Source organism: Lacrimispora sp. (assembly GCF_032078915.1).
In the GTDB taxonomy this organism is placed as follows: domain Bacteria; phylum Bacillota; class Clostridia; order Lachnospirales; family Lachnospiraceae; genus Lacrimispora.
Genome location: NZ_DAMAUN010000013.1, coordinates 64,959 through 87,738, shown reverse-complemented (window position 1 = coordinate 87,738; position 22,780 = coordinate 64,959). Strand labels below are relative to the sequence as shown.

Genomic DNA, 22,780 nt, shown 5'->3' with positions numbered 1-22,780 from the left:
CGGGGATTGATTCGCTTTCCACCATGGATAAATAGGAAGCCATCATCATAGAAGCCGTTCTCTTTGTTGGAATCAAGAATTACTTTGATGATACGTCTTGCTTCTTTAGTAAGATAAATCATACGGTCACCAGCGGAGGATTTTGTATGCTCCACGGCTTCCCATCTGGCAGGATACCATGATCCGTCTGGGCGTTGCCGTTCCTGCTTCTGAACCATTCGTTGAATATGTAGGTATTTTCCGTCCGGGGAAATGTCTGATTCCTTTATTGCCACAAGCTCTCCCAAGCGTACGCCTAACTGAAAGGCTAGTGGAACGGCAAGGGCAGAAGTACAGCCCCTTTCCTTAAAGTCTAACCATGCTTCACACTCAATCAATGGACGTTCATTGGTGAGAAATACCTGTGTCCCATCTTCTGGCTGTTTAACTTTCTTTAACAGCTTTTTGTCTACAGTAAATTGATTGTAGGGATTTAGGGGGATAAGTTCATGGTCAACGGCATAATCAAGGCATTGGCGGATAATCATGGACATGTTATAATACTGGGTTTTGGTTAGTTCTTTGTCCCTGACCATATTTAATGCCCATTCCTTTAGTGTGGCTTTTGTAAAGGTTCGAATATCCATGTCAATGATAGGGTCGTTAGTATAATAAGCGTTCCAGTCATTGTCTATGCGTCTGATATAGCTTGTGGCGGTTGTTTCTAGACCTTTGATATTCAGCCATAAAGGATAGATATTCCTTACGGTGGATAACCGTCCCTGTTCTTTCTGGCTTTCTTCCTGCTGTTGCTGTTCCAGATAAAAGTTGATGATCTTTCGCTCCAGTTTCTCTTTCGTTGTAGCGGTAACGGGCTTTCGCCCTTTTGGTTTTGTGGAATCAGGAAGATACGAAAGAAAAACTCCTTTGTCATTTGTCCAGATATGGTAAAAGTTTTCAATGTGCTCTTGTAGAATGGCATTCTCTTTTTTAAGTTGTTTTTTCATGTCAATTAATTCGAGAAGCTCTTCTGTACTTAAGTCCATTATATCACATTTAGACAAATATATCCATCTATTTTGTTGTGTTTCATCTAATTTATTGTTAAAAATACACAATTATTATCACCTACTCGGTGCTAAGTAACTAGCAATTTTGTATTTGTTATATTCAAAATTAAAGGCCTTTAAAATTGTTTAATCTAATCTATTCTATGTAAACCCAGGAATTAGGGTAAAATTGAGAAAGTGGAATCGTCATTCCATTTTTCTGTGAAACTGTAGCTTTAATTCTTCCGTTTTTTATTTCATCTATAATTTGTGGGAGTGGTCCCCCGGTTATCTTTGATAATTCAGTCGCAGTTACATATATTTCTTTTATGTTGCAAACCTCCATTCATTTAAAATATTGTAAAAGATTCAGGATCATCAAAAGGATTCTTGAATATTTCCCCTGTTTCAGGGTCCCATTGTGGCTCAAAATCCGTACCTTTACGGCTGGTGTTGATAGGAAACTGCTTGTTTCTTTTTTCTCTTAGGAGATGAATCCTTTCATCAGCATGGACAAAAGTCTCTGGTTGTTCGTCACTTTCATACCATTTTAATAGTACATGCTCATTTTCAAAATCGAAATCTACTTGCTGTTGTGGATCATAGTATCCGCTAACGGTTACTTCTGCCCGGTTAAGGCCTTGTGAAGCATAGTATAAATGGCCTTTAGATTCTATAATTCCGTTATCCATGGATTTTGAAATGTATTTGGTTACATATTTTGCACTGGCTTCTAAATCCCGTATCGGTTCGAGGTTACAGAAGCCGAATTTCTTTCTGTACGCTTCCCAGTCATAAACAGGTTCATTCTTTAGTAGTTTATAGCGTATGTAGTATGGAAGTTGTTCTTCCAGTGTAAATTGCCGTAAGTGCTCTTCTGGTAAGCCCATTAGAAAACCGTGCATATGCCAGTTAATACCGTCTTTATGCTGTTCGGGGACTAGGAGATACTTTACATTTATCTTGTGCCTTTCCCTGTATTTTCGAATGAACCGTGCTAAATCTCTATGAAATATCTTCAATTTAGATCGGTCATATTTTTTCGGGTCAAGGGTAAAAGTAAGAAACCATTCCCAGTTATTGCATAATGCCAATTCATAAATTGTTGACCTGGCACGGGAGAGATTACACGCAAAACGTTGTTTCTTTGCTTCATCGGTAGGGGGCTTGTTGCAGACTGTTTGGGTGCCTGGTGGGTCTGGCCCCGTTTGGGGTGGAGGTGGGGATTTACCAGCCGTATCGGTTTTGGTGCTGTTATCAAAGGCACCATTCAGACCGGATTGTCTTATCCTGTTTTTGCAGACGGTTAGCTTCTTCTTTCTTCCACCGTAATTTTTGACTGTAGCAGAGTAAGGGGCTTTATACTTTTCAGTGTTGTTTAAAATTAATGGGAAAGATGATACTTTTCTCATGTTGATTTCTCCTTTGTAAAATAAACGTGCGTTCGCTAGAACGTTTGTTCTGAAAAAGTGGTATGAGCAGGGGGGTGCTTTATGATACTTAGTCAAGTAGTGAGGGATAAATGCTCATATTATAACGCTGGGGAGTATGGCTCGCCTTACGGCTCACCAGCCAAAACCCTTTCGTGGGGTGGGGCTTATGGCTCCGCCACGCCCCACCCCACGAGGTCTTGGCTGTTAGGTTCCATATTCCACAGCCCTTTTAATGTAAAAATCCATCTTTTCTATGTTCGTGACGGTAGGAACTACGATCTTTCGGAAGTCTGAGCCGTTGGTCAAAATATAACCAGTGCCCAACCCACGGTCATTGTCTATATTTTCGCTAAAGTCACTATATACCATATTAACTACCGTCTTATCAGGATTACCGAGCGTAATAATAGTATTGAAATTTTGGCGAGCCTTTGAGAAATCTTCGGCATATAAAACCTGCTGAGATAATAGAATATGAAAATTGAAGCTCCTACCTAAATTTAATAAAATCGCTAAATTTTTTCGATATTCATCCGCCTGCTTTTTGTCTAAAAAATTTAAAAATGAACTCCATTCATCAAACATCAATAGACGCAATGTCCTACTGGTATCTAATCCTGCTTGCCGATGAAGAAAGCCATTATAAAAGTCATCAAACCCGGTCATACATGCTTCAAATCTGTGATATCGTTCGCAATTCTCGAGGAAAGTGTAAGATTCGTCCCCTTTAAAGTCACAGATGGTAATTTCGGAAGTGGGCAGGTATAGCCCTATTCTGGCTAGTATCTGCTTGACCAGATAGGTCTTACCTGTGCCCGTAACCCCAGAAATTGCCATATGAGGATTTTTTGTGATATCCCAGGGGACATAAATGGAGTGGTGCAGTTTCAACATGTCCTCGTCATACACCAACGGGATAATCTGTATTTCTATCAAAAGTCCTTATCCCTCCTATCCCCCGGCTTCTGTGGTCTGGTACTGGAAAACTGGTTTTTCATATCAGATAAAGCCCAATTTTTAGCACTTTCTGAATTAATGGGCAGTATGAAAAGCTTTAGGAACTGAGAATCCCTTTGATCGATCCTTGCAAGGTAGAGCCAGAAATCTTCTTGGTTAAAACGATTCTGAATTGCTGATTTTAGGTCAGACATTTCAACTGTAGACTGAGCCTTTTTTTCTATGGTATAAATTAGCATAGGTTCAGCTAAGTCGGTAACTCTGATATATTTCTCGGCAGAATAGATGGAATTTATTGTCGTAGGAATGATTCCTAAAGGCATTTTGTATTCCATAAGTATGGGCAGGATAGCCCTTGCTACTCGCTCATAAAGCTCCATGTACCGCATTGTTTCCTCCTGTTGAACCATGTCTTGCTGGTTTTTTTGACCATGGGCATAGTCGATAGCACACCAACCGACAAACAGAGTAATCAACACTATAATTGGAAGGATTTTTATTACTAAGTAATAACCCATAATTCCTCCGCCAACCATGACAGTGGCCATGGCAAGCACTATAAGTACTTTATCCATTAATGAATTGCTATTCCAAAACTCTAATAATTTTTTTATAGCCTTTTCCATAAATAAAATTCCTCCTTTGTTAGTGAGGTGGTCTGCTTTCGGCAAACCACCTATGTAGTTGAGTTAAGCTAACAAATCTTCATCCTCATCATTAACCAAAATTATAGAATCGGAAGAAGCCGTCAACCGATATTCACCGCTCCTGAAGTCTTTGTAGAAGCGAGCGTTAAAGCCTTTGAACGTACAACGGACAGCATTTGCGTCTTGTAAAGCTTCCATACTAATAGCTGGTTTCAAATCGCCTACCTTAACAGATAATTTTTCATAGCCGTTACGATCCAAGACAACTTCATATAAAATGCCAATCTGCCGATCAGTCCGTTTTCGGTTCTCCTTATCATACTCCATAATTGGAGAATAGCCGATGAGAATAGCAGAGTCCGAACCGCCATTCAAAAGCGATAAGTTCAGGCTTAACTTGTCTGGTGTCATGTTTTTACCTCCTTTCATTCAGGCTGGTGTATACACAGCCCATCATTATCTATGTAAAACATCATTTTGAAAGATGATGTGTACTTCTTGATATAGTCAGTTTAACACCTAAAAAGCCAAACTAGAATGCATGCAAAAGCATAGAAATTGCCGAAAAAATGTTTTTCCGGCAATTTCTATCGTAAAATAATTATTCATCTACTGATTTCAGCATGTTACATATTTCATTTCTAAAATCTTCTTGATACGATTCAGGAATATGAGTATTAATTTCTTCATTTATAAGAACTATCAATTTTAAGATGAACTTATATTCTTTTGTATTTTGAACTTCTTTGATATCTTTATCTGTGTCAGCTTTTTTGAACAGATCCGATATTGAAACACCAAAGTATTTGCTAATTTCTTCTAATTTGCAAATACCAATATCTAAGTGACCATTCTCCAAATTCGAGATTGATGATGCTTCCACATAGTGCAGACGCTCCGCCAACTCTGCTTGTGTAAGTTTTTTCGCTTTTCTTAAGCGTCTGATATTACCTCCAACTAAATTTCGGATATCGTTTGTATTATTTTCCTTTGCCATTGTACATTATTGACAAGCGCTTGTTTTTCCTCTCTTGTATGTTTCAGCTGATATAATAATAATAATCTATATATTATGGAAATAAGACATAAAAAAAAGACAACCAAGTCAGTGGTTATCTTTAGGCTATTTTTCCATAACGGTCAGCATGCTTTCCATAAGAGGTGACATTTTTTCCATATATTAATGCATTCATGGAAAAATAAATAATTTTATATATAAATTAATTCTGTTTATGTATAATCATAGCGGTTACTAATTGTTCTTGTTTCTTTAATGCTCTTAAAAGTTCATAAAGATTTTTGCTTTCTATAGCGTATAAGTCTTTATAAGATACATTATTTAAAGTTTCTGTTATTTTTTTCACATGCTCTTGCTTTTCATCAGATATAGTACCATTTTTGATAAAATAAAAAGCGTGGCTCATATCTACATTTGACAATTCGCCTTTGTCAAATTGAGACTTACATTTCGTTAAATATTTTTTAATTTCGTTGGAGCTACGTTTGTACGGAGGGCAATAAGTATCTTGTTTCATTCGCTTAGAAACGAATACTCTAAGGGTATTGCTCATTTCAGTATCATTATTTATGGGTAAAATAAGCCTTTTGCCTAGAAATATATCTTTAGGAATATTTGTTTTATTACTTAATGCTTCAATCGTTTTATAATCAAAATTCCTATTCCTCATGTATTTACCGTCTTGTTCCTTATATATCATTATGTCATGTGCTTTTTCAACTTTAATTCCAAAAAGATTAAAGAAATTCATACCCTTACCATCTCTGCCCTGTGGAAGAGATGAAAAACTTGTTATTTTTGTTTTCTCCGGTTTATTATCATATGTGAGCCTCCAAATTGTGCGTAGAATATGCCAGTTTATACATACTATTTCTTCTTCTTTAAAAGTTTGTCTCATAAGAACATCCTTTCTGTATTTTTAATTGTTTTATATTAGTATTTTATAAACCTCCCTGCCACTAGACAAGGAGACTGTGTTAGCGAAACTCAAATAATTTAGCAACCGGAATATTCAATACTTTTGCGATGGTAAAAATCACATCAAGGGATACTGCACAGTCGTTATTTTCAATACGGGACATATGTGTACGGCTTATATCAACTTTATCGGCAAGTTGCATTTGAGACAGGCCTTGCTCTTTCCGATAGTATGCAATATTTAATCCAAGCTTCTTGTATTCTTCATGATGTTGTCGTTTCATACGCTATTTCACCTCCTGGTATAGCGTATAAAATTTTTCTCATCAAAGCGACAACGTGTAATATAACTTATATTATACTACAAGTTGCAAATAATGCACTATATGTGATATAATCAACTATATATCATAATATTATAGTGTGTTACTATTATAAAGGAGGGAAATAATATGGGAAAACAAGTAAGAAAAGTTTTAATCTTAACGGGTTTAGTGTCATTATCATTATTTGGTGGTGCAATGACTTCTTATGCATCTGGGCCTGTGGAGACAAAAACATCACAGACAACACTGCCAGCGACATACAATCAACAGTCAGTAAAAGCATTAGGGCAATGGGAACCACAATCGAATGGGACCTGGGTCTTCCGACAATTCACTGGTGGGGTGTTGGTAGACTCGTGGATTGAATCGCTAACAGAGCAAGGGGCATACTACTATGTAGGAGCCGATGGAGTTATGTTAATAAACAGTAGAACACCAGATGGGTACAATGTAGATGCTAATGGCCTGTGGAGGGATAAACTAACTTGTACCGCACCAAGCGTATCAGAAAATAGTACAAACTCAAGTAGTAGGACTAACTATAGATACGACGATGAAGTATCCCCAGAAGCACTTGAAATGATGGAAAGAATGGCAGTCAACATGAATCATGGTAACCTGCACTAAACTAAGTACAAGCAAAGGACTGGATATCATTCCAGTCCTTATATAATGGAGGAAATACATATGATATTAAGTAGACCAAGAAATAAACTTAAAAAGATGCTAGCCATAGCAACAATAACAAGTTTATTGACTAGCCTAGTCGCTGGGGTATCCTTTGCTGGAATAGATAACGGCAATGCGAATGGTGGTGGAGCAGTTGATGTAGGAAACGATCCCGTATACGCTCATAAATTTATGGCCTACGTAGACAACCAGGGATATAGACTATCAATAGTTGATAAAGATGGTTTGAGAGTAGCAAACTCAGTAGACAAGCTAGGAAAGGTGAAGAATCTTTCCTAGCCATTTCTATTTTTGGGGTGATTCCTTTTCTGATTCAAGCTGTCAAGGGCAAGCTTTGTTCCTACGGAACCCTTGACAGCTTTTAGTCTGGTGGTCTTTAATTTTTTTAAAAATAAAAGGTCTTCTAAATATTATGGTTACCAAATACGATTGGGATTTTGTTAACGAAAAATACAATATTTACCAGATATTTAAAATTTTGATATATTTATTATAATAGTCTGGATAGTTACTTATTCTTATGATAATATATTTATATAATTTTATATCTGCTTATAGCAATAATAGGGTGCCATAAAAATAGATATTTAAAATGGGAGGGTAAATAATGTTTGCAGGGTTTAATTTAATAATTAATGAATCATTTTTTGATTCACAAGCAAGATCTTTTCAAGAATATCAGAATATTGGTGAAAAACATCTCAAATCACAAAGCAATGCCGTAGAAAACGCATTGAATGAATATATAGACAATAATGTTGTTAATGGATCAAAAATACAAAAGGATTGGTTTCCAGAAGTAAATACTGACATTTTTCTATCACATTCAAGCATTGACAAAAATTTGGTAAATGCAATTGCCGGTTGGCTAAACGATACATTTAGGCTAAAATGCTTTATTGATTCAAATGTTTGGTGTTATGCTGGAGGTATCGCTGACAAACTTAATGATAGATTTAGTAAAAAAAGAAAAGACGGTGATGGTGGCACTATATATGATCACAAAGATTGTCTAAAAGTTTCAGAACATGTGAATACAATGCTAAATATTGCACTTCAAAAAATGATAGATAAAAGTGAAAGTGTTTTTCTAATTAATACTGAAAATTCAATTCACATCAATAATAATGATATAAGTATTGATGTAACATACTCGCCATGGATATATTCTGAATTAGTATGCAGTGAGATAGTACGAAAAAAGCCATTGTATTTGTATAGATACAATAGAGATGTGAGGCATTCATTTAATGAAAGTAAAGAATTCGCTGCAAAGGATGATACATTAACTATATCATATGATGCACCAACACAACATCTGAAAAAAATAAATGAAAATGTCTTGGTAGATTGGAAAAGTAATTATGATGGAAGGCATCCTTTTCCGCTTGATTTATTGTATAAATTTTATTTTGAAGAAGAAGTTACAAAAGTAAAAAATAAATTAAATTATTATTAAGGGGATAATAAGATGAGTGTAGAGAATGACAAAATTTCAATTCAAGAAATTCACAAAGAGATTGATTTGATTCAATCATGCATAACAAGAATGGCTCAAAATTCATTTATGGTTAAAGGTTGGTTTGTATCACTTTATGCAGTTATCTTAGCATTACTTCCTGAAAAGGTTAATATATTTCTATTGTGCGCAGCGTTAGTAGCTATAAATATGATTTTTTGGTATCTAGATGGATTTTTTCTCAGAACTGAAAAAGTTTATAGAAAAATATATGATTGGGTGTTAGAAGTAAGGTCGAAAAATAATAGAGAACTTTTATATCAATTAAATCCATACGCATTTAAAGGGAGGATTAATGAAACGGAATCTGTATGGAAAGTTATGTGGTCGAAAACATTACGTTGGTTTTATTTTATTCCATTATTATTCGTGATAATTATATTGTTGGTCAATTATTTGCCATCTCCATGCTCGTTTTTCAAGTGTTCATGAAATAAAAGGGAAGGTGAAAGGTAATGTTTTCAAAATTTAATTTAGAGATAAGCGAATATTTTTATAATGCAGAACTGAATAGGCATTTGGAAAAGGGAAGAGAGATTTATAATGAATTTGAAGCAAAGGCTAAAAAAAGTTTAAAAGAATTTATTTATGATAACAGACATATTGATGGAACATCAATGAAAGACAATTGGTTTAATATTGGAAAGGCAGACGTTTTTATATCACACTCGCATAAAGATATTTCTAAAGTAAAAGCGTTTGCAGGTTGGCTATACGAGGAGTTTAAATTAACAGCATTTATTGATTCATGTGCATGGGGATATTGTGATAATCTTTTAAAACAAATTGATGATAATCATTGTAAGAAGAGTGACGGAAAAACATATGACTATGATCGTAGAAATTATTCAACAAGCCATGTACATATGATGTTATCAACTGCTTTATCAGAAATGATAGACAATACAGAATGTATTATGTTTTATAATACTCCTAACTCGATTTCATTGGTAGATGATTTAAATACGATAAAAGAAGAAAAGAAAAAGATAACATTATCACCTTGGATATATCATGAGCTATCAATGACATCATTAATAAGACCGCGTAATCCTATAAGAACTATACCCCTACTAGAGAAAGCAATTGAACATAGAGCATTTAGTGAAAAGAATAGTCTTAATATTGAGTATGATGTTGAAAAATATTTAAAAGATATGTTTTTTATATCGTCAAATGATCTTAATTCTTGGAAGAAGCAGTATTCGATATTAACACATAAGATAGATGGAGATTGTATTCCAAATATAATAGGATATGAAGATATATATCCATTAGATGTACTTTACAATGTTCTGATGGCAGCAAAATAAAGAGGTAGGGAAATATGATAAGAAAGAGTTTTGTTTTTCATTATAAAAATAATGTAAATCCAGCAATAGTAGTAAGGAATAGGGTAGCGCAGGGGGCTATATGATGTATATTACCCTCAATTGCAAACTTCCCATTTATTTATTTATTTAAGGAATATATTATAACAGGAAAGAGTTTTCTTAAGCGTTAACATTTTTGTAATAATTACAGTATTTTGTGGATAGGATAAGACCAAGTATTGCTCTAGGGTAAACTTTGACAGTTTCTAGTGCAGAGTTTATAATATGGGGTAGAGTAAGGGGTAGAGTACAGAAGAGCTTCTCTCAAACCTCCTATATTTACTATGCTTTTGGAATGAAGATAGGGTTCGAGTCCCGTCTCGCGCTCTTTTGAAAACGCAGTATTTATGAGGGTTTCCGAATTTCGGGAACTTTTTTTTGTTTAAATAAAAGTAATCAAGTTTATAGTTAAAGCTTTTGAGTGACCACGAAACACATTCCGATACCCTCAAATCATGAGTGTTTATAAGAAATAATCACCTATAGACATTTATCTCATATTCTATATTAGATAAATGAATAAATAGCTTATTCCATTAACTGGTTCTTTATAAGTACATAGTACTTTAAAGCTGAAATTTTAGAACTTTCAATGGAAGGAGTAAATAATATGAATTTATCATCAAAAGCTAATTTTAAGGATGATTATAAAAATAGTAATAAAAGCTGTGACTCATGCGGACAAATTATAAAATGCGGAGAGGTTAGCCAAGCATTATTATTTAATGGTGCGGCTATAGGAACTACTGTACCAGCCGCTACTATGACACTAGATACCTCTAAATTTTGTAACCCATGTATCATATTTGAATTTTCATCAAATGTAATTGGAACACTTTTTCAAGGAACTTTAAATTTTCAATTATATCGGTCTTGTAAAAATCAACTGCCAATTCCTGTTGGCCCACAATACTATTTTACACAACCGATACCGTCAATTTTTGCTAATATGTTTTCATTTTTTGTTTGTGATTGTAATTCATGTTCAAATGAATGCTGCACCTATAGTATTGTTGTTTCGGCCGGTGGATCTACTCCTGTTGTTGGTAATGTTGGCATTTTCGCAGCAAGGCTGGCCGCGATGATTGTAGATAATCCGAACCATGACGATGACTGTTACCCCTGTAATAATCTTTGTTGTAAAGATAACAGGACTATTTTAAAGTGCGGAGCACCAGGCGGTACATCAATAGCACCAGGCGCTTTGTCCGGTACTGCATCTACCATAAGTACTCTTGCTTTAAATACTTCCTGCTTATGCAATCCATGTGTAAAACTTGAATTTACAAGCACGATAGCTTATTCAAGCCCTACCACGATCGATAGCACCGTTGTAAACTTTCAGGTATTTAAACTCTGCGACAATCAGCTTAACCCAATACCAGTTGGACCGCAAGTAGTTTTTTCAGTTCCTTTTACAACTGTAGTTCCGCCAGCAATACCTGGATTTTCTGGTACTTCAACGTTTTCTTTCTTTGTTTGTGATTGTGACAACTGCACCCATGAATGCTGCACCTATTCCGTGGTAGCAACGACTGCTACGACTGATGCCACTGTTACAATTAGCAACGCAAGGCTTTCCGCAATAGCCGCAGAGAATAACTGCAGATGCTGATAATTCAAAATTTGAAAATTTTACTGTTATAAAAGGCTCTGATGATTATCCGGGCCTTTTATTTTATTGGCAAGTCATCCTCAATTTCTACCAATATTAACGTAACATAGTCGTCTCTGTTTTTAGTGCCAATCTCAAATATAAGATACTCCTCATAAACATTTTTTCCGAGGTTTATCTTATGGTCCTTTGCGTACTGCATAATCTCTGTGTACATTTCACTGATCCTTCGGTAACTTCCCTTATAATAAACCTGGAGATACCAACCCTCTTTTCGCACAAGAGTGTTGTTTTTTTTATCAGCATTATTCGTTTTTGTATACAGATAGGAAAAGCTGTCGAATCTTTTATCACGGATATTATCAATGGTAAGCGATGCTCCCAGAAAATCTATCATGCTTGCATTGCTGTTATTACGGAATGCGATCAGCTCTGTTAAAAAATTCGGGTAAGAGTTGTCATTGTCATTATCCATTAAGGTACTGCATAGCGCTTTCATGCTTTTATGATAAGCCGTCCCTATGGTATTATATTCCACGGATAAGGCCTTTTCTGTTAATTCCTTAAGGGAGTCGATCTCACGTTTCGTGTTTTTTAACTTTTTAATTTCCTTAGACACTTCATTTGACTTTTGTTCCAGTAAATCTACCAGCTTTACGGGATTTCTTTCATCCATATACTTTTTGATTTCTTTTAATGGCATTCCCAGCCTTTTTAATGCAGAGATAATAGAAAACGTATCGAATTGGCGGAAAGAGTAATAGCGGTAACCATTTTCTTTTATGATCTCAGGCTGAAAAAGCTTGATCTGATCGTAATGAAATAAAATATGCTTAGGAATTCCGCAGATTTTTGCAAACTCACCAGTTGTTAAATATTCATTTTTATCTTTTGACATTAAATTACCTCAGTTCTATGCTGCATATTACGAATTTCATGTTTGCAGCCGCAGCATTGGCACAAACCTGATTATTTCTTTGACATATATATGTTTTATCTCTACAAAGCAGGTATTAAAAAAGCAGGAAATATCAAACAATAAAGATAAGTGATTTTTTGGAGTTTATTTTTCTTGACTATAAGACAACCTTATAGTTTATAATAGTCAAGCAGCCTTTTCCTGTCAAGGATTGTAGCTGAAATTATATATGTATTTATACAGTAAAGGGAAAGGAGTCATGTTATGAAATTAATGTTAAAATATCTGAAAAGATATCCGAAGCTAATTCTGTTAAACACCATAGGAATCTTTAGTTTCGTAGTAGTACAACTGGGCATTCCCACGGTTATGGCGTGGATGATTGATAACGGAATAGGCAATGGTGATATCGCTTATATTAAGAAAATGGGAGGAATCATGCTGATTGTCTGCATTCTTGGAGGTGCAGGCACCATTTTATTAACTTTCGCTTCATCTAGAATTTCAACCTATATGATCCGGGATATCAGAAACGATGTTTTTGCACAATCGCAGAAATTTTCCCATACAGAATATAATAAATTTGGTGTGTCTTCCATGATTACCCGAACAACGAATGATGCATTTCAGTTAATGCTGTTCTCCAATCTGTTGTTTCGGACTGCACTTTTGGCACCGGTCATGATTATTATCAGTGTTTTTATGACGATCAAAACCAGTATTAATCTCTCTATGGTTATTGGAGGAAGCTTTCCCTTTATAGTGGCGGGCGTCATTATCATTGCCAAATTAACCAATCCGCTTTCCGAGAAACAGCAAAAAGGCATGGACCGGCTGAATCGGATTTCAAGAGAAAACTTAACTGGGGTACGTGTGATCAGAGCTTTTCGAAAAAGTGAATATGAATCAGAACGTTTCGCAGAAACCAATGACGACTATGCCACTAATTCGAAGAAATTATTTAAAATCATGTCATTTACGCAGCCGGCCTTTTTCTTCTTATTGCATCTTGCAATGATGGCCGTGTTTTGGATATCAAGCTTAATGATAGATAAAGGAACGTTACAGGTCGGACAGTTAGTAGCTTTCTTAGAGTACCAGTTTCATGCTATGTTCTCTATCATGCTGTTTTCCATGGTATTTGTAATGTATCCAAGGGCGCAGGTTTCTGCAAACCGCATTCAGGAGTTATTAGATGAAGAGCCGTTAGTAAATAATCCTTCTGAGGGCATTACAGCTGATAATAAAGGTGTGGTTGAATTTGACCATGTTACGTTCCAGTATCCGGATGGTGAGCTCCCGGTGATAAAGGATGTATCTTTTACTGCGAACAAAGGGGAGACCGTAGCATTTATCGGCAGTACGGGCAGCGGAAAGAGCACATTGATTAATTTAATTCCAAGATTTTATGATGTGACAAGCGGTTCCATCAAAATTGATGGTGTGGATACACGTAACTATGATTTAAAGGCGCTCCGTCAAAAGATTGGCTTTATCCCTCAAAAAGCTTTTTTATTTAAAGGAACCATAGAAGATAATCTTAAATTCGGCAACTCCAATGCGACGCAGGAAGAAATAGATCATGCAATTGAAATCGCGCAGGCAAAAGAGTTTATTCAGAATAAGCCGGACAAATTACAGGAATTTATAAGTGAAGGTGCAAAAAATGTATCAGGAGGACAAAAACAAAGGATCTCGATTGCGAGAGCATTGGTTAGAAAGCCTGAAATCTACATTTTTGATGACAGCTTTTCTGCGCTTGACTATAAAACAGATGCTACCTTACGAGCCGCCCTTAAGGATGAAACAAAAGAATCCATTGTATTCATTGTGGCACAAAGAATTAGTACCATCATGAATTCAGATAAAATAATCGTTCTCAATGAGGGCGAAGTGGTAGGTATGGGGACCCATAAAGAATTATTAAAATCGTGCAATGTATATTATGAAATTGCGGATTCACAATTAACAAAGGAGGAATTGGAGCGATGAGAAAATTATATCCATATATAAAACCATACTTGAAATTTTTTATCGTGGCGATTCTCCTTACCATCGCATACTCCGGCTTCTTATCAGCAGCGCCAATGGTGGAGGGTTTCATTACGACCAGACTAAAAGATGATGTTGTGGATATCGCGAACAAAGTTCCTGGGGCCGCCATCAGTTTTTCCTATATTATTAATATCTTAAAACTGCTGCTTGCCATCTATATCGGAAACGTACTTAGCAGCTTTGGCTCCCAGTATTTTTTGACCAATGGTATACAAAATACAATGCGTGATTTAAGAAATGATGTCCAGAGAAAGATTGCAAAGCTGCCAATCAGCTATTTTGATAAACGTTCCGTCGGAGATATTCTCAGTATCATCTCAAATGATATCGATACCATGTCAAATGCGCTGCAGCAGAGTTTATCAAGAATACTGAGTGCTTTCTTATCCATTATTTTAGCAATAGTTCTAATGTTTTATATTAATCCGATGATGGGTACGGTTGCAGTTTTACTGATACCGGGAAGTGCTTTGATTATGAGGTATATCATGAAGCGTTCTTCCGTTATGTTTAGTAAACAGCAGGCTGCACTTGGTGATTTAAATGGTTACATTCAGGAAAGGTATACCGGGTTAACCGAAATCAAACTATATGGAAAGCAGGAAGATTCCATAGAACAGTTTAAGGAGATCAACAATAATCTTTGTGAAAACGGATTTAAGGCACAATTTATATCAGGGTTGATGTCACCGTTAATTTCTTTCATTACGTATCTTGCAATTGTAGCTGTCTGCATATTAGGTGCAACATTTGCAATTACAGGTGCCATAACGGTTGGACAGCTTCAGGCATTTATCCGATATATGTGGCAGTTAAATGAGCCGCTGGAGCAGGTGTCACAATTATCTGCATCCATTCAGTCTGCAATTGCAGCTTCGGGTAGAGTATTTGAGTTTCTTTCTGAAACAGAAGAGGTCCCGGAGGCTTCTGCTCCGGTAAGAATCGAGAACTTAAAGGGAAATGTTGCCTTTGAAGATGTCTCTTTTGGTTACAACAAAGATAAAATGCTCATTGAGCATCTGAATATTAACGTAAAGAGCGGTCAGATGGTAGCAATCGTAGGCCCGACTGGCGCCGGAAAAACCACGCTTATTAACCTCTTAATGCGTTTTTATGACGTAAATAAAGGCGCAATTAAGGTTGACGGTGTGAAAATTAAGGATATGAAACGGGATGATCTTCGCTCTATCTTTGGTATGGTGTTACAGGACACCTGGTTATTTAACGGAACGATCGCAGATAATATAAAATACGGAAAAGAGGATGCAACGCAGCAGGAGATTGAAAATGCAGCAAAAACAGCAAATGTAAATCATTTTATCAAAACACAGCCAGATGGCTACCATATGATATTAAATGAAGAATCCTCAAACGTATCAGTCGGTGAGAAACAGCTTTTAACAATAGCGAGAGCGTTCCTGGCAGACCCTGCTATTTTAATCCTTGATGAAGCGACAAGCTCCGTAGATACAAGACTTGAATTAATGCTTCAGACAGCAATGAAAAATATCATGAAGGGCAGAACAAGCTTTGTTATTGCACACCGTCTTTCTACGATTAGAAATGCGGATTTAATCCTTGTTATGAATAACGGATCAATTATTGAACAGGGAACCCATGATGAATTAATAGCTAAGAAAGGATTTTATGAAAAACTGTATATGAGTCAGTTCCAAAATCAAGCTTAAATATAGTTCATGTTTTTTAAAAGCAGGCTCCCGTAATTGAGAGCCTGCTTTTGGTTTATCTGATATTCAATTCATCCAGTACGTCCAATACGTCAAAAAGCCCGTTTATGGAATAATCCGCAAGACTGCGGTCAAAACCAAACCTGTCATCAATGATGGAGGCAACGGTCATTCCCGCTCCATGACCGGCCATGATCCCATAGGTAGAATCTTCCACCACCAGGCATTCCTTTGGCTCGCGCTTTAAGGTGTCTGCCGTATGGAGATAAATTTCGGGATTAGGCTTGCTTTCCTTAAATTCCTCACCGCTTACAATGTAGTCAAAGTCACCTTTTATTCCGCAGGACGTGAGCACATCTTCGATCCCTGCCCTGCTGGTAGAAGATGCCAGTGCCACCTGATAACCTCTGCGGTGAAGCTCCTTTAAAATCTCCGGGACTTCCTTTCTTAAAATGGAAGGGTAATCCGGGCGGCAATCAGCCCAAAGTCCTGTATATAGCTCTTGGAACGTGAGGGAATTCACATCCTCTCCGATCACGTCACTTACAATCTCCATCGTCCTTTTTGTGGTGGATCCCACCACGGCAAACAGCGCCTCTCTGTTGATCTGGGGGTACTTAAGCTTCAGCTTCTCATACATATGGTCCAAATATATGATCTCGCTGTCGATCAGAACCCCATCCATGTCAAATATAACTGCTTTTATCATTGGTCAAATTCCTTCCTCAAAGTCCTCAGACGCTTCTACCGGCTCATATTTGTATTTTCCGATCTGCGTTTTTCCTATTTCAATCATCTCATCTGCCAGCGTGTCTGCTTCCGGTATCTGGCCCATCATACAGCGCATTGCCAGTTCTACGGTCATGCCCAGGTTCGTTCCGTAAAGTACCTTTATCCGTTCATCCCCAATGCTTAACATTACTGCATTTTTAAAAGGGGAGCCTCCCAGAATATCGCATAGGACAAGAACTTGTTCGCAGTCCTTTAAGCGGTCAAAGGCGGCCTTTAGATTCTCCTTTAGCTGTTCCTCGCTATGCTCCTCCCTAAAATCTACCGGTACGATAAAATCCTGATGGCCGGTGAGAAGTTCCACTGCGCTTGAGATTCCGGTTGCAAATGTTCCATGGCCTGAAATAATGATTCCAATCATAGTTTCCTCTTTCCTGCCCTCGTTTTATGGGCATATAGGTATGACTTCCGGGCATTTCACGATTTATTTCTAATCCCTGTATACGACAAAGTCAAATCGGTGTGTGTTGCCCGGATAAGTTTCAATGCTGTAGTCGATAGGGCGTTCATATTGGTCGTAGGCGATGCTTTCCAGCATGTGCACCGGAGAGCCTTTCTCTATGTGAAACAGGTGAGCCTGTGCCGGGGCGATGATTTCTGCCCGTATGGATCTGACCGCCTTGGCCGGATAGATGCCATACACTTCTCTCATAATGCGGTAAAGAGAGTCTGTTCCGTAATCATAGGCTTCAATTCCTGGAAACAGATCCATGGGAACAAAATTTTCAATAAAAGTAAAAGGACGTTTGTCCGCATAGCGCATGCGCTCCAGATGAAGGCAGTGCTGTTTGGGATCCAAACGCAGTTTCTCGTAAACCGGGACATGGTAAGGGATGATTTCCTTCTTCTTTAAATCGGTTCCAGGCGCCATACCGATCATGGCCAGTTCTTCACGGTAGCTGACAAGCTGCATCAAATAGATTCCCCGGTCTGTATTTGATCTTACAAAGCTTCCGGAGCCACGCTTTCTCACCAGCATTCCAAGTTTGTTTAAATCTCCGTAGGCCTGCCGGACGACAGGGCGGGAGATGCCGAATTTGCGGCATAATTCATCCTCTGTGGGCAGCTTTTGTCCCGGAATCAGGGTTCCGCTTCGGATTGCATTAATCAGGCAGCCCTTTAACTGCTCATACAATGGAACCGGACTATATTTATCAATTCGTATAAATTCAAACTTCATGTATACACCTCCATAACAGGAAATCCCATTAGTACAGTATATCATCGGGAAATTTTACCTGCAATGTTATTTTAACGGATATCCATATAGATGTCCACTCGGTGCTTTTAACGGTATCAGAAGCCGCCTTTTCCATGTGGTTTTTTGCTGCATAACGGAAGGGGCCATACAGGAGACGGTAAATTCTTCCAGCTCTTCCTGTACGGCCCCCGGCAGAATTCGATTTGATTCCTTCCGTGAGTTACATGATTTTAAAGAAAGACAATACGATTGATACAAGGATGATAAGAATAATCAGCATCAGTGTATTAACATGTTTTTTCTTAAACAGCCAGTAAAGGGTAAATACAAACCCTAAAGGCAGTATGTTCGGCATAATGGAATCAAAGATTGCCTGTATGGATACGCCGCCGGGAGCTACCAGCGTTTCGGCAAAATGAAGGGATACGTAGCTTGGGATCAGCCCGCCTACCACCATCATGCCCAGGATGCCTGCTGCCTTTGTAATGGCGCTGGCATTGGAACTGATTAAATCAACGGCCCCCACACCCATGTTATATCCCATACGGCCAAACCACAATCTTGATATGGCGCCTAAAAACCAGATAGCGATATAAAGGATAGGACCCAGTACAGAGCCGCCGCTTGCAAGGGAACAGCAGATGGCTGCTGATATTGGAAGCAGGGTGAACCAGAAGATTGCGTCTCCCAGTCCGGCCAGAGGGCCGAATAGACCGGTTTTAATGCTCTTGATCAGAGCCCTGTCCTGTCCGTTTTCTTCCAGGGAAAGGACAAGACCTTGAAGAAAGGTTGCCATGTGGGGTTCGGTATTGATAAAGTCCATGTTATTTTTCATGGCATCTGAGATTTCTTCCTTCTGGTCACCGTAAATCTTCTTTAATCCGGGAAGCAATCCAAGACAGAAACCGGGAGCCTGCATACGCTCAAAGCTGAAGCAGGACTGTTCTAATATAGAAAGCATGCTCATCTTATTGATATCTTTTTTGTCCAATTTATTTCTAGATACCGTCATCGTCAGCACCTCCTCCTACCGTTAAGGCGTTCTTTTTGATAGTTTCATCATTGAGATAACCAATGAATGCAACGGCGATTCCTGCGATAGCTACCGGAAGGATATTGTCCAGTTTTAAGAAAGTCATGATTAAGAAGCCAATAAAAAGATATGCCACGTTCTGCTTCTTAAGCATTACAACCAGGAGCAGGGTAAGACCGACTGCAGGAAGCAGGCCGCCGGATATTTCGAATCCGTGGATCAGCCATTCCGGGAACATGTTTACAAATCCTGCGATCTGGTTATGTAATGCAAAGGCAGACAGAAACGTGATCAGAGCGTAGATTCCCGCTTTAATTACAAGTCCAAGAAGAACGATCTGTGTAAATTTCTTTGTGTCTGCGTTCTCGCATGCGTGATCCAGGGGACGTAAAAAACCTGCAAAGGTAGTATTGCAGATAATTCCGACCCACTGTGCCAGCAAAGCGAAGGGCAATGAGAGTCCCAGAGCTGTTTCTGCGCTCTGTCCAGTGGTGAATGCGATGACTGTTGTCATCATGCCTGCCATCAGAGGATCAGGCGGAACGGTACCGCCTACGGTCAGCAGTCCCAGATAAGAAAGCTCTGCAACGGCGCCCGCAGCCAGACCGATCTGAACATCACCCAGGATTATTCCGGCGAAGAAGGCGACAACGATGGGACGGAACCAGAAAAAGGCTTCCCAGCAGGCGTCACAGGCACAGATAAAGGCCAGTAAAGCCAGCAAAATCCCCTGGATTAAAGTAATTTGCATAAAAAACCCTCCTTTTATTGAACCGCAGGTTTCTTCCTGCGGTTTTCATCATTATTGCTTATGCGATTCCAGGCATAAAGGTATGCCTGCAGGGTATTTCATCTCATTCTTCCTAAACCTGACGAATAGTTTTACTTCAACTCAAAATCATGCTTTTTATCTCCGGGAGCGATCTGGATATACACATCGATGCCTTTTCCCCGAATCATTCTCAAGTCTTCTAAATCCTGTTCATCCAGATATACATGAGGCTCATTGGACACTTTCTTTCCCGGAGCTACATGCATGTTGCCGATGCATAGCTTATCGATGGGAACTCCTCCCTCTGCCAGGACTCTTGCAGACTGCGGATTTCTTACTACTATAAATATCTTCTGGCTTGGCGCTGCTTTATGGATGACTTCAATTGTTTTTTGAAGCGTAAAGAATCGGATCCCCACGCCGGTGGAATCGGCGGTCATCTTCATCAGAGATTGCTGGACCGGATCACCTGCAGCCTCATCGTCTGCTACTACGATCAGATTACATCCGATGGCTCCCACCCAGGAGCATCCCACCTGACCATGTACCAGCCGGTTATCGATCCTTGTTAATAGAATGTTGGGCATATGTTTGTCACTCCTTTTGAAATTTTGTATCCCCTTGATATTTTGTACTATTTTTCATATTTTCACTCTCTTTTATTAAAAAAGTATAAATAATGTATAAATAAATAATAGTATCATGGGGAAAGTTTGTCAATATGTAATTACAATTATTTGTATGTTTCCGATACATTATTGACTATACTTAGGGATATGATATAATTATTGCACAAAATACTTTCTGACTCATTTTTACTAAAACGAAAAAAGGAGCGGTAACAAAATGAATGAAAAAATAAAAGAAACAATGATGACGTATGTGGAAGAGTCTCCTGAGGTAATGCTTAATAATATTAAAAACCGGAAGAAGCTGGCAGCTCCGCTGATCGCAGAATATGAAAAGGGAGATTACAAAACCGTCTGGATCGTGGCTTCCGGGTCCTCCTATAATGGTTCGTACTGCGCCCGCCAGTTTATGAGGTATTATTTAAAGTCTGAAGTAAAGATCATATCTCCCTTCACCTTTCTTAGCAGTGAACATGATTTTACGGACAGGGACTTTGTTTTTGTTGTTTCACAGAGCGGATACAGCACCAATTCCATAGACGCGCTGAAGATGATCCGCGAGCAGGGGCGCACCTCAATCGGAATTACAGGAAGTATCTCCAGTGATATGAAAGATTATGCGGATGTGCTGATTGATTATGGGGTTGGAGTGGAAACCGTAGGTTATGTGACAAAGGGTGTGACCTCGTTTGCCTTGTTTCTGATGCTGTTTACCCTTGAAGCTGCCGTAAGAAAAGGACTGAAGACAGAGGAAGAGGCAGAATCGGTATGCCGGGATATGGAGAAGGCGGCCCGGATTCATGAGACGGTGCAAAAGGAAACCTTGAAATTCTATGAGGATCATTATAAGGAATTTACCTCCATGGTAAATGCTTATGTGTGCGGATTAGGCGCTAATTACGGCACGGCACTGGAAGGTGCATTAAAGTTAGGTGAGACGGTAAAGATCCCTTCTGCAGCTTATGAGACTGAGGAATTCCTCCATGGACCCAATCTTCAGATGACTCCGGAATATACGGTATTTCTCATTGACGGAGGAAACAGCAGCAGCCGGATCCAGACCATTTTTAAAGCCTGCAGGGAGGTAACTGACAGGGCGTTTTTAATAACCAATCAGCCTGGATACACCGGAGAAGGGATTTTAAACCTTCCGGTGGAGCTGCCGGAGCTTTTAACCCCCTTATGCTTCCTGCCGTTTTTCCAGATCCTTGCATATCAGGCAACGACAGCCCTAAACCGCTGGAAGCAGCATCCTCTGTTAAAGAAGATGAAAGATACTGCCGCATGTAAGACGGAAAATTATGAGAGTCAGGATGAGGAAGATTGATTCTTAAAGGAGACTATTTATGGGGAATATTAAGATCAGCCAGAAAGAACTTGCCGCTTATTTTGACCACACTCAGTTAAGAGCCTGGGCATCCCATCAGGATTTTGTGACGCTCTGCGAGGAAAGCATGGAATATGGCTTTAAGATGGTAGCCATCAACCCGGCGCAGGTGGTCCGCTGCCGGAAGCTTTTAGAAGGCAGCCCTGTCCATGTGGGTGCTGCGGTGGGATTTCCGTTAGGTCAGACAACCATAGAAGATAAGCGGAATGAAGCAAAGACAGCCATTTTAAACGGCTCTGATGAGATCGATTACGTGATCAATATTACTGAGCTAAAAGAGAAAAATTACAGCTTCATAGAAAAGGAAATGGCAGAGATAACGGAAATCTGCAGAAAAAACAAGGTAATTTCTAAGGTGATTTTTGAAAACTGCTATCTTACAGACCAGGAGAAAGAGGAATTGTGCAGGATCGCGCGGAACGTGCATCCGGATTATATTAAGACCTCCACTGGTTTTGGAACTGGCGGGGCGACCTTTGAAGATGTGGCACTGATGAAGCGTATGGTAGGAGATGAAATTAAGATCAAGGCGGCAGGAGGTGTAAGGACCCTGGATACTGCCCTTCAGATGATAGAGCTTGGAGTCAGCAGAATCGGTTCTACGGCAAGTGTTTTTATCGTGGAAGAGCTTAAGAAACGTATGTAAGCCGGAATGCCCCTTGAGAAGTATTTTTTAATCCCTGAAGTGAAAAGCTGTTAAATGACCGATTATGCTCTGCTTAATGGGTTATTTAACGGCTTTTTTAACACCTTTTAATAAGATAATGGGAAACAGGCATTGCT

The 22,780-nt window shown here is 38.6% G+C and carries 25 protein-coding genes; 10 read left to right on the top strand and 15 right to left on the bottom strand.

The genetic code is table 11. The features are described 5' to 3' along the window. From RT269_RS07685 to RT269_RS07650, 8 genes are all read right to left on the bottom strand, one after another. On the bottom strand, positions 1-1,043 hold a 1,043-nt coding region (locus RT269_RS07685; protein WP_313181658.1), incomplete at its 3' end, for an integrase. Between the two features lie 335 nt (positions 1,044-1,378). Further along, complete coding sequence (locus RT269_RS07680; protein WP_313181657.1) at positions 1,379-2,440, bottom strand: rolling circle replication-associated protein; 1,062 nt, start codon at positions 2,438-2,440, stop codon at positions 1,379-1,381. 225 nt (positions 2,441-2,665) lie between these two features. After that, positions 2,666-3,397 carry a helicase HerA domain-containing protein gene (locus RT269_RS07675; RefSeq protein WP_313181656.1) on the bottom strand — a complete coding sequence of 244 codons (732 nt, stop codon included), beginning with the start codon at positions 3,395-3,397 and terminating at the stop codon, positions 2,666-2,668. Further along, a complete protein-coding gene (locus RT269_RS07670; protein ID WP_313181654.1) occupies positions 3,394-4,044 on the bottom strand; it encodes a hypothetical protein in 651 nt (216 codons plus the stop codon). Before RT269_RS07670 ends, RT269_RS07675 begins: the two co-directional genes overlap by 4 nt. A gap of 63 nt (positions 4,045-4,107) precedes the next feature. After that, complete coding sequence (locus tag RT269_RS07665; RefSeq protein ID WP_313181652.1) at positions 4,108-4,476, bottom strand: hypothetical protein; 369 nt, start codon at positions 4,474-4,476, stop codon at positions 4,108-4,110. A gap of 190 nt (positions 4,477-4,666) precedes the next feature. Then, positions 4,667-5,062, bottom strand: coding sequence for a helix-turn-helix domain-containing protein (locus RT269_RS07660; protein ID WP_313181651.1), 396 nt, complete (start codon positions 5,060-5,062; stop codon positions 4,667-4,669). A 223-nt stretch (positions 5,063-5,285) separates the two neighbouring features. Beyond that, a complete protein-coding gene (locus RT269_RS07655; RefSeq protein WP_313181649.1) occupies positions 5,286-5,981 on the bottom strand; it encodes a hypothetical protein in 696 nt (231 codons plus the stop codon). 79 nt (positions 5,982-6,060) lie between these two features. After that, positions 6,061-6,285, bottom strand: a complete 225-nt coding sequence (locus RT269_RS07650) for a helix-turn-helix domain-containing protein (RefSeq protein WP_313181648.1) — start codon at positions 6,283-6,285, stop codon at positions 6,061-6,063. 168 nt (positions 6,286-6,453) lie between these two features. Here RT269_RS07650 and RT269_RS07645 point away from each other — a divergent pair, with 168 nt between their 5' ends. The 6 genes from RT269_RS07645 (at position 6,454) to RT269_RS07620 (ending at position 11,524) form a co-directional block, all read left to right on the top strand. After that, positions 6,454-6,954 (top strand): hypothetical protein, encoded by a 501-nt coding sequence (locus tag RT269_RS07645; RefSeq protein WP_313181646.1) that lies wholly within the window; start codon positions 6,454-6,456, stop codon positions 6,952-6,954. 60 nt (positions 6,955-7,014) lie between these two features. Beyond that, positions 7,015-7,296: a hypothetical protein gene (locus RT269_RS07640; RefSeq protein ID WP_313181644.1), complete on the top strand. Its 282-nt coding sequence runs from the start codon at positions 7,015-7,017 to the stop codon at positions 7,294-7,296. Between the two features lie 328 nt (positions 7,297-7,624). Continuing rightward, complete coding sequence (locus RT269_RS07635; RefSeq protein WP_313181643.1) at positions 7,625-8,476, top strand: hypothetical protein; 852 nt, start codon at positions 7,625-7,627, stop codon at positions 8,474-8,476. 12 nt (positions 8,477-8,488) lie between these two features. Beyond that, positions 8,489-8,968, top strand: a complete 480-nt coding sequence (locus tag RT269_RS07630; protein ID WP_313181642.1) for a hypothetical protein — start codon at positions 8,489-8,491, stop codon at positions 8,966-8,968. 23 nt (positions 8,969-8,991) lie between these two features. After that, positions 8,992-9,849, top strand: a complete 858-nt coding sequence (locus RT269_RS07625; protein WP_313181640.1) for a hypothetical protein — start codon at positions 8,992-8,994, stop codon at positions 9,847-9,849. 670 nt (positions 9,850-10,519) lie between these two features. Then, the gene (locus RT269_RS07620) at positions 10,520-11,524 is read left to right on the top strand and encodes a DUF4489 domain-containing protein (RefSeq protein ID WP_313181639.1); all 1,005 of its coding nucleotides are present in this window, start codon (positions 10,520-10,522) and stop codon (positions 11,522-11,524) included. Between the two features lie 58 nt (positions 11,525-11,582). Here the strand turns inward: RT269_RS07620 and RT269_RS07615 are convergent, their stop codons facing one another. Then, positions 11,583-12,422: a MerR family transcriptional regulator gene (locus RT269_RS07615; protein ID WP_313181638.1), complete on the bottom strand. Its 840-nt coding sequence runs from the start codon at positions 12,420-12,422 to the stop codon at positions 11,583-11,585. A gap of 285 nt (positions 12,423-12,707) precedes the next feature. Between RT269_RS07615 and RT269_RS07610 the strand changes: the two genes are divergently transcribed. After that, complete coding sequence (locus RT269_RS07610) at positions 12,708-14,435, top strand: ABC transporter ATP-binding protein (RefSeq protein WP_313181636.1); 1,728 nt, start codon at positions 12,708-12,710, stop codon at positions 14,433-14,435. Continuing rightward, positions 14,432-16,186, top strand: coding sequence for an ABC transporter ATP-binding protein (locus tag RT269_RS07605; protein ID WP_313181635.1), 1,755 nt, complete (start codon positions 14,432-14,434; stop codon positions 16,184-16,186). The genes RT269_RS07610 and RT269_RS07605 overlap by 4 nt, the downstream gene beginning before the upstream one ends. A 55-nt stretch (positions 16,187-16,241) precedes the next feature. Here the strand turns inward: RT269_RS07605 and RT269_RS07600 are convergent, their stop codons facing one another. From RT269_RS07600 to agaB, 6 genes are all read right to left on the bottom strand, one after another. Then, positions 16,242-16,895, bottom strand: coding sequence for an HAD family hydrolase (locus RT269_RS07600; RefSeq protein WP_313181634.1), 654 nt, complete (start codon positions 16,893-16,895; stop codon positions 16,242-16,244). A gap of 3 nt (positions 16,896-16,898) precedes the next feature. After that, positions 16,899-17,336 (bottom strand): PTS sugar transporter subunit IIA, encoded by a 438-nt coding sequence (locus tag RT269_RS07595; RefSeq protein WP_313181633.1) that lies wholly within the window; start codon positions 17,334-17,336, stop codon positions 16,899-16,901. Between the two features lie 69 nt (positions 17,337-17,405). After that, a complete protein-coding gene (locus RT269_RS07590) occupies positions 17,406-18,155 on the bottom strand; it encodes a GntR family transcriptional regulator (protein WP_313181632.1) in 750 nt (249 codons plus the stop codon). 241 nt (positions 18,156-18,396) lie between these two features. Beyond that, positions 18,397-19,188, bottom strand: coding sequence for a PTS system mannose/fructose/sorbose family transporter subunit IID (locus RT269_RS07585; protein WP_025230299.1), 792 nt, complete (start codon positions 19,186-19,188; stop codon positions 18,397-18,399). Continuing rightward, positions 19,175-19,960 carry a PTS mannose/fructose/sorbose/N-acetylgalactosamine transporter subunit IIC gene (locus RT269_RS07580; protein WP_313181631.1) on the bottom strand — a complete coding sequence of 262 codons (786 nt, stop codon included), beginning with the start codon at positions 19,958-19,960 and terminating at the stop codon, positions 19,175-19,177. Before RT269_RS07580 ends, RT269_RS07585 begins: the two co-directional genes overlap by 14 nt. A 131-nt stretch (positions 19,961-20,091) precedes the next feature. Then, the gene (agaB, locus tag RT269_RS07575; protein ID WP_313181629.1) at positions 20,092-20,568 is read right to left on the bottom strand and encodes a PTS galactosamine transporter subunit IIB; all 477 of its coding nucleotides are present in this window, start codon (positions 20,566-20,568) and stop codon (positions 20,092-20,094) included. 259 nt (positions 20,569-20,827) lie between these two features. Between agaB and RT269_RS07570 the strand changes: the two genes are divergently transcribed. Both RT269_RS07570 and deoC read left to right on the top strand, forming a co-directional pair. Further along, positions 20,828-21,937, top strand: coding sequence for an SIS domain-containing protein (locus RT269_RS07570; RefSeq protein ID WP_313181628.1), 1,110 nt, complete (start codon positions 20,828-20,830; stop codon positions 21,935-21,937). A gap of 19 nt (positions 21,938-21,956) precedes the next feature. Next, positions 21,957-22,643, top strand: coding sequence for a deoxyribose-phosphate aldolase (deoC, locus tag RT269_RS07565; RefSeq protein ID WP_313181626.1), 687 nt, complete (start codon positions 21,957-21,959; stop codon positions 22,641-22,643). The last annotated feature ends 137 nt before the right edge of the window (positions 22,644-22,780 follow it).

What these genes read in the sequence shown, in the direction of transcription:
- RT269_RS07680 (WP_313181657.1), bottom strand. Translation starts at nt 2,440, where the DNA reads ATGAGAAAAGTATCATCTTTCCCATTAATTTTAAACAACACTGAAAAG.
- RT269_RS07670 (WP_313181654.1), bottom strand. Translation starts at nt 4,044, where the DNA reads ATGGAAAAGGCTATAAAAAAATTATTAGAGTTTTGGAATAGCAATTCA.
- RT269_RS07665 (WP_313181652.1), bottom strand. Translation starts at nt 4,476, where the DNA reads ATGACACCAGACAAGTTAAGCCTGAACTTATCGCTTTTGAATGGCGGT.
- RT269_RS07660 (WP_313181651.1), bottom strand. Translation starts at nt 5,062, where the DNA reads ATGGCAAAGGAAAATAATACAAACGATATCCGAAATTTAGTTGGAGGT.
- RT269_RS07655 (WP_313181649.1), bottom strand. Translation starts at nt 5,981, where the DNA reads ATGAGACAAACTTTTAAAGAAGAAGAAATAGTATGTATAAACTGGCAT.
- RT269_RS07650 (WP_313181648.1), bottom strand. Translation starts at nt 6,285, where the DNA reads ATGAAACGACAACATCATGAAGAATACAAGAAGCTTGGATTAAATATT.
- RT269_RS07645 (WP_313181646.1), top strand. Translation starts at nt 6,454, where the DNA reads ATGGGAAAACAAGTAAGAAAAGTTTTAATCTTAACGGGTTTAGTGTCA.
- RT269_RS07640 (WP_313181644.1), top strand. Translation starts at nt 7,015, where the DNA reads ATGATATTAAGTAGACCAAGAAATAAACTTAAAAAGATGCTAGCCATA.
- RT269_RS07635 (WP_313181643.1), top strand. Translation starts at nt 7,625, where the DNA reads ATGTTTGCAGGGTTTAATTTAATAATTAATGAATCATTTTTTGATTCA.
- RT269_RS07630 (WP_313181642.1), top strand. Translation starts at nt 8,489, where the DNA reads ATGAGTGTAGAGAATGACAAAATTTCAATTCAAGAAATTCACAAAGAG.
- RT269_RS07625 (WP_313181640.1), top strand. Translation starts at nt 8,992, where the DNA reads ATGTTTTCAAAATTTAATTTAGAGATAAGCGAATATTTTTATAATGCA.
- RT269_RS07620 (WP_313181639.1), top strand. Translation starts at nt 10,520, where the DNA reads ATGAATTTATCATCAAAAGCTAATTTTAAGGATGATTATAAAAATAGT.
- RT269_RS07615 (WP_313181638.1), bottom strand. Translation starts at nt 12,422, where the DNA reads ATGTCAAAAGATAAAAATGAATATTTAACAACTGGTGAGTTTGCAAAA.
- RT269_RS07610 (WP_313181636.1), top strand. Translation starts at nt 12,708, where the DNA reads ATGAAATTAATGTTAAAATATCTGAAAAGATATCCGAAGCTAATTCTG.
- RT269_RS07605 (WP_313181635.1), top strand. Translation starts at nt 14,432, where the DNA reads ATGAGAAAATTATATCCATATATAAAACCATACTTGAAATTTTTTATC.
- RT269_RS07600 (WP_313181634.1), bottom strand. Translation starts at nt 16,895, where the DNA reads ATGATAAAAGCAGTTATATTTGACATGGATGGGGTTCTGATCGACAGC.
- RT269_RS07595 (WP_313181633.1), bottom strand. Translation starts at nt 17,336, where the DNA reads ATGATTGGAATCATTATTTCAGGCCATGGAACATTTGCAACCGGAATC.
- RT269_RS07590 (WP_313181632.1), bottom strand. Translation starts at nt 18,155, where the DNA reads ATGAAGTTTGAATTTATACGAATTGATAAATATAGTCCGGTTCCATTG.
- RT269_RS07585 (WP_025230299.1), bottom strand. Translation starts at nt 19,188, where the DNA reads ATGACGGTATCTAGAAATAAATTGGACAAAAAAGATATCAATAAGATG.
- RT269_RS07580 (WP_313181631.1), bottom strand. Translation starts at nt 19,960, where the DNA reads ATGCAAATTACTTTAATCCAGGGGATTTTGCTGGCTTTACTGGCCTTT.
- agaB (WP_313181629.1), bottom strand. Translation starts at nt 20,568, where the DNA reads ATGCCCAACATTCTATTAACAAGGATCGATAACCGGCTGGTACATGGT.
- RT269_RS07570 (WP_313181628.1), top strand. Translation starts at nt 20,828, where the DNA reads ATGAATGAAAAAATAAAAGAAACAATGATGACGTATGTGGAAGAGTCT.
- deoC (WP_313181626.1), top strand. Translation starts at nt 21,957, where the DNA reads ATGGGGAATATTAAGATCAGCCAGAAAGAACTTGCCGCTTATTTTGAC.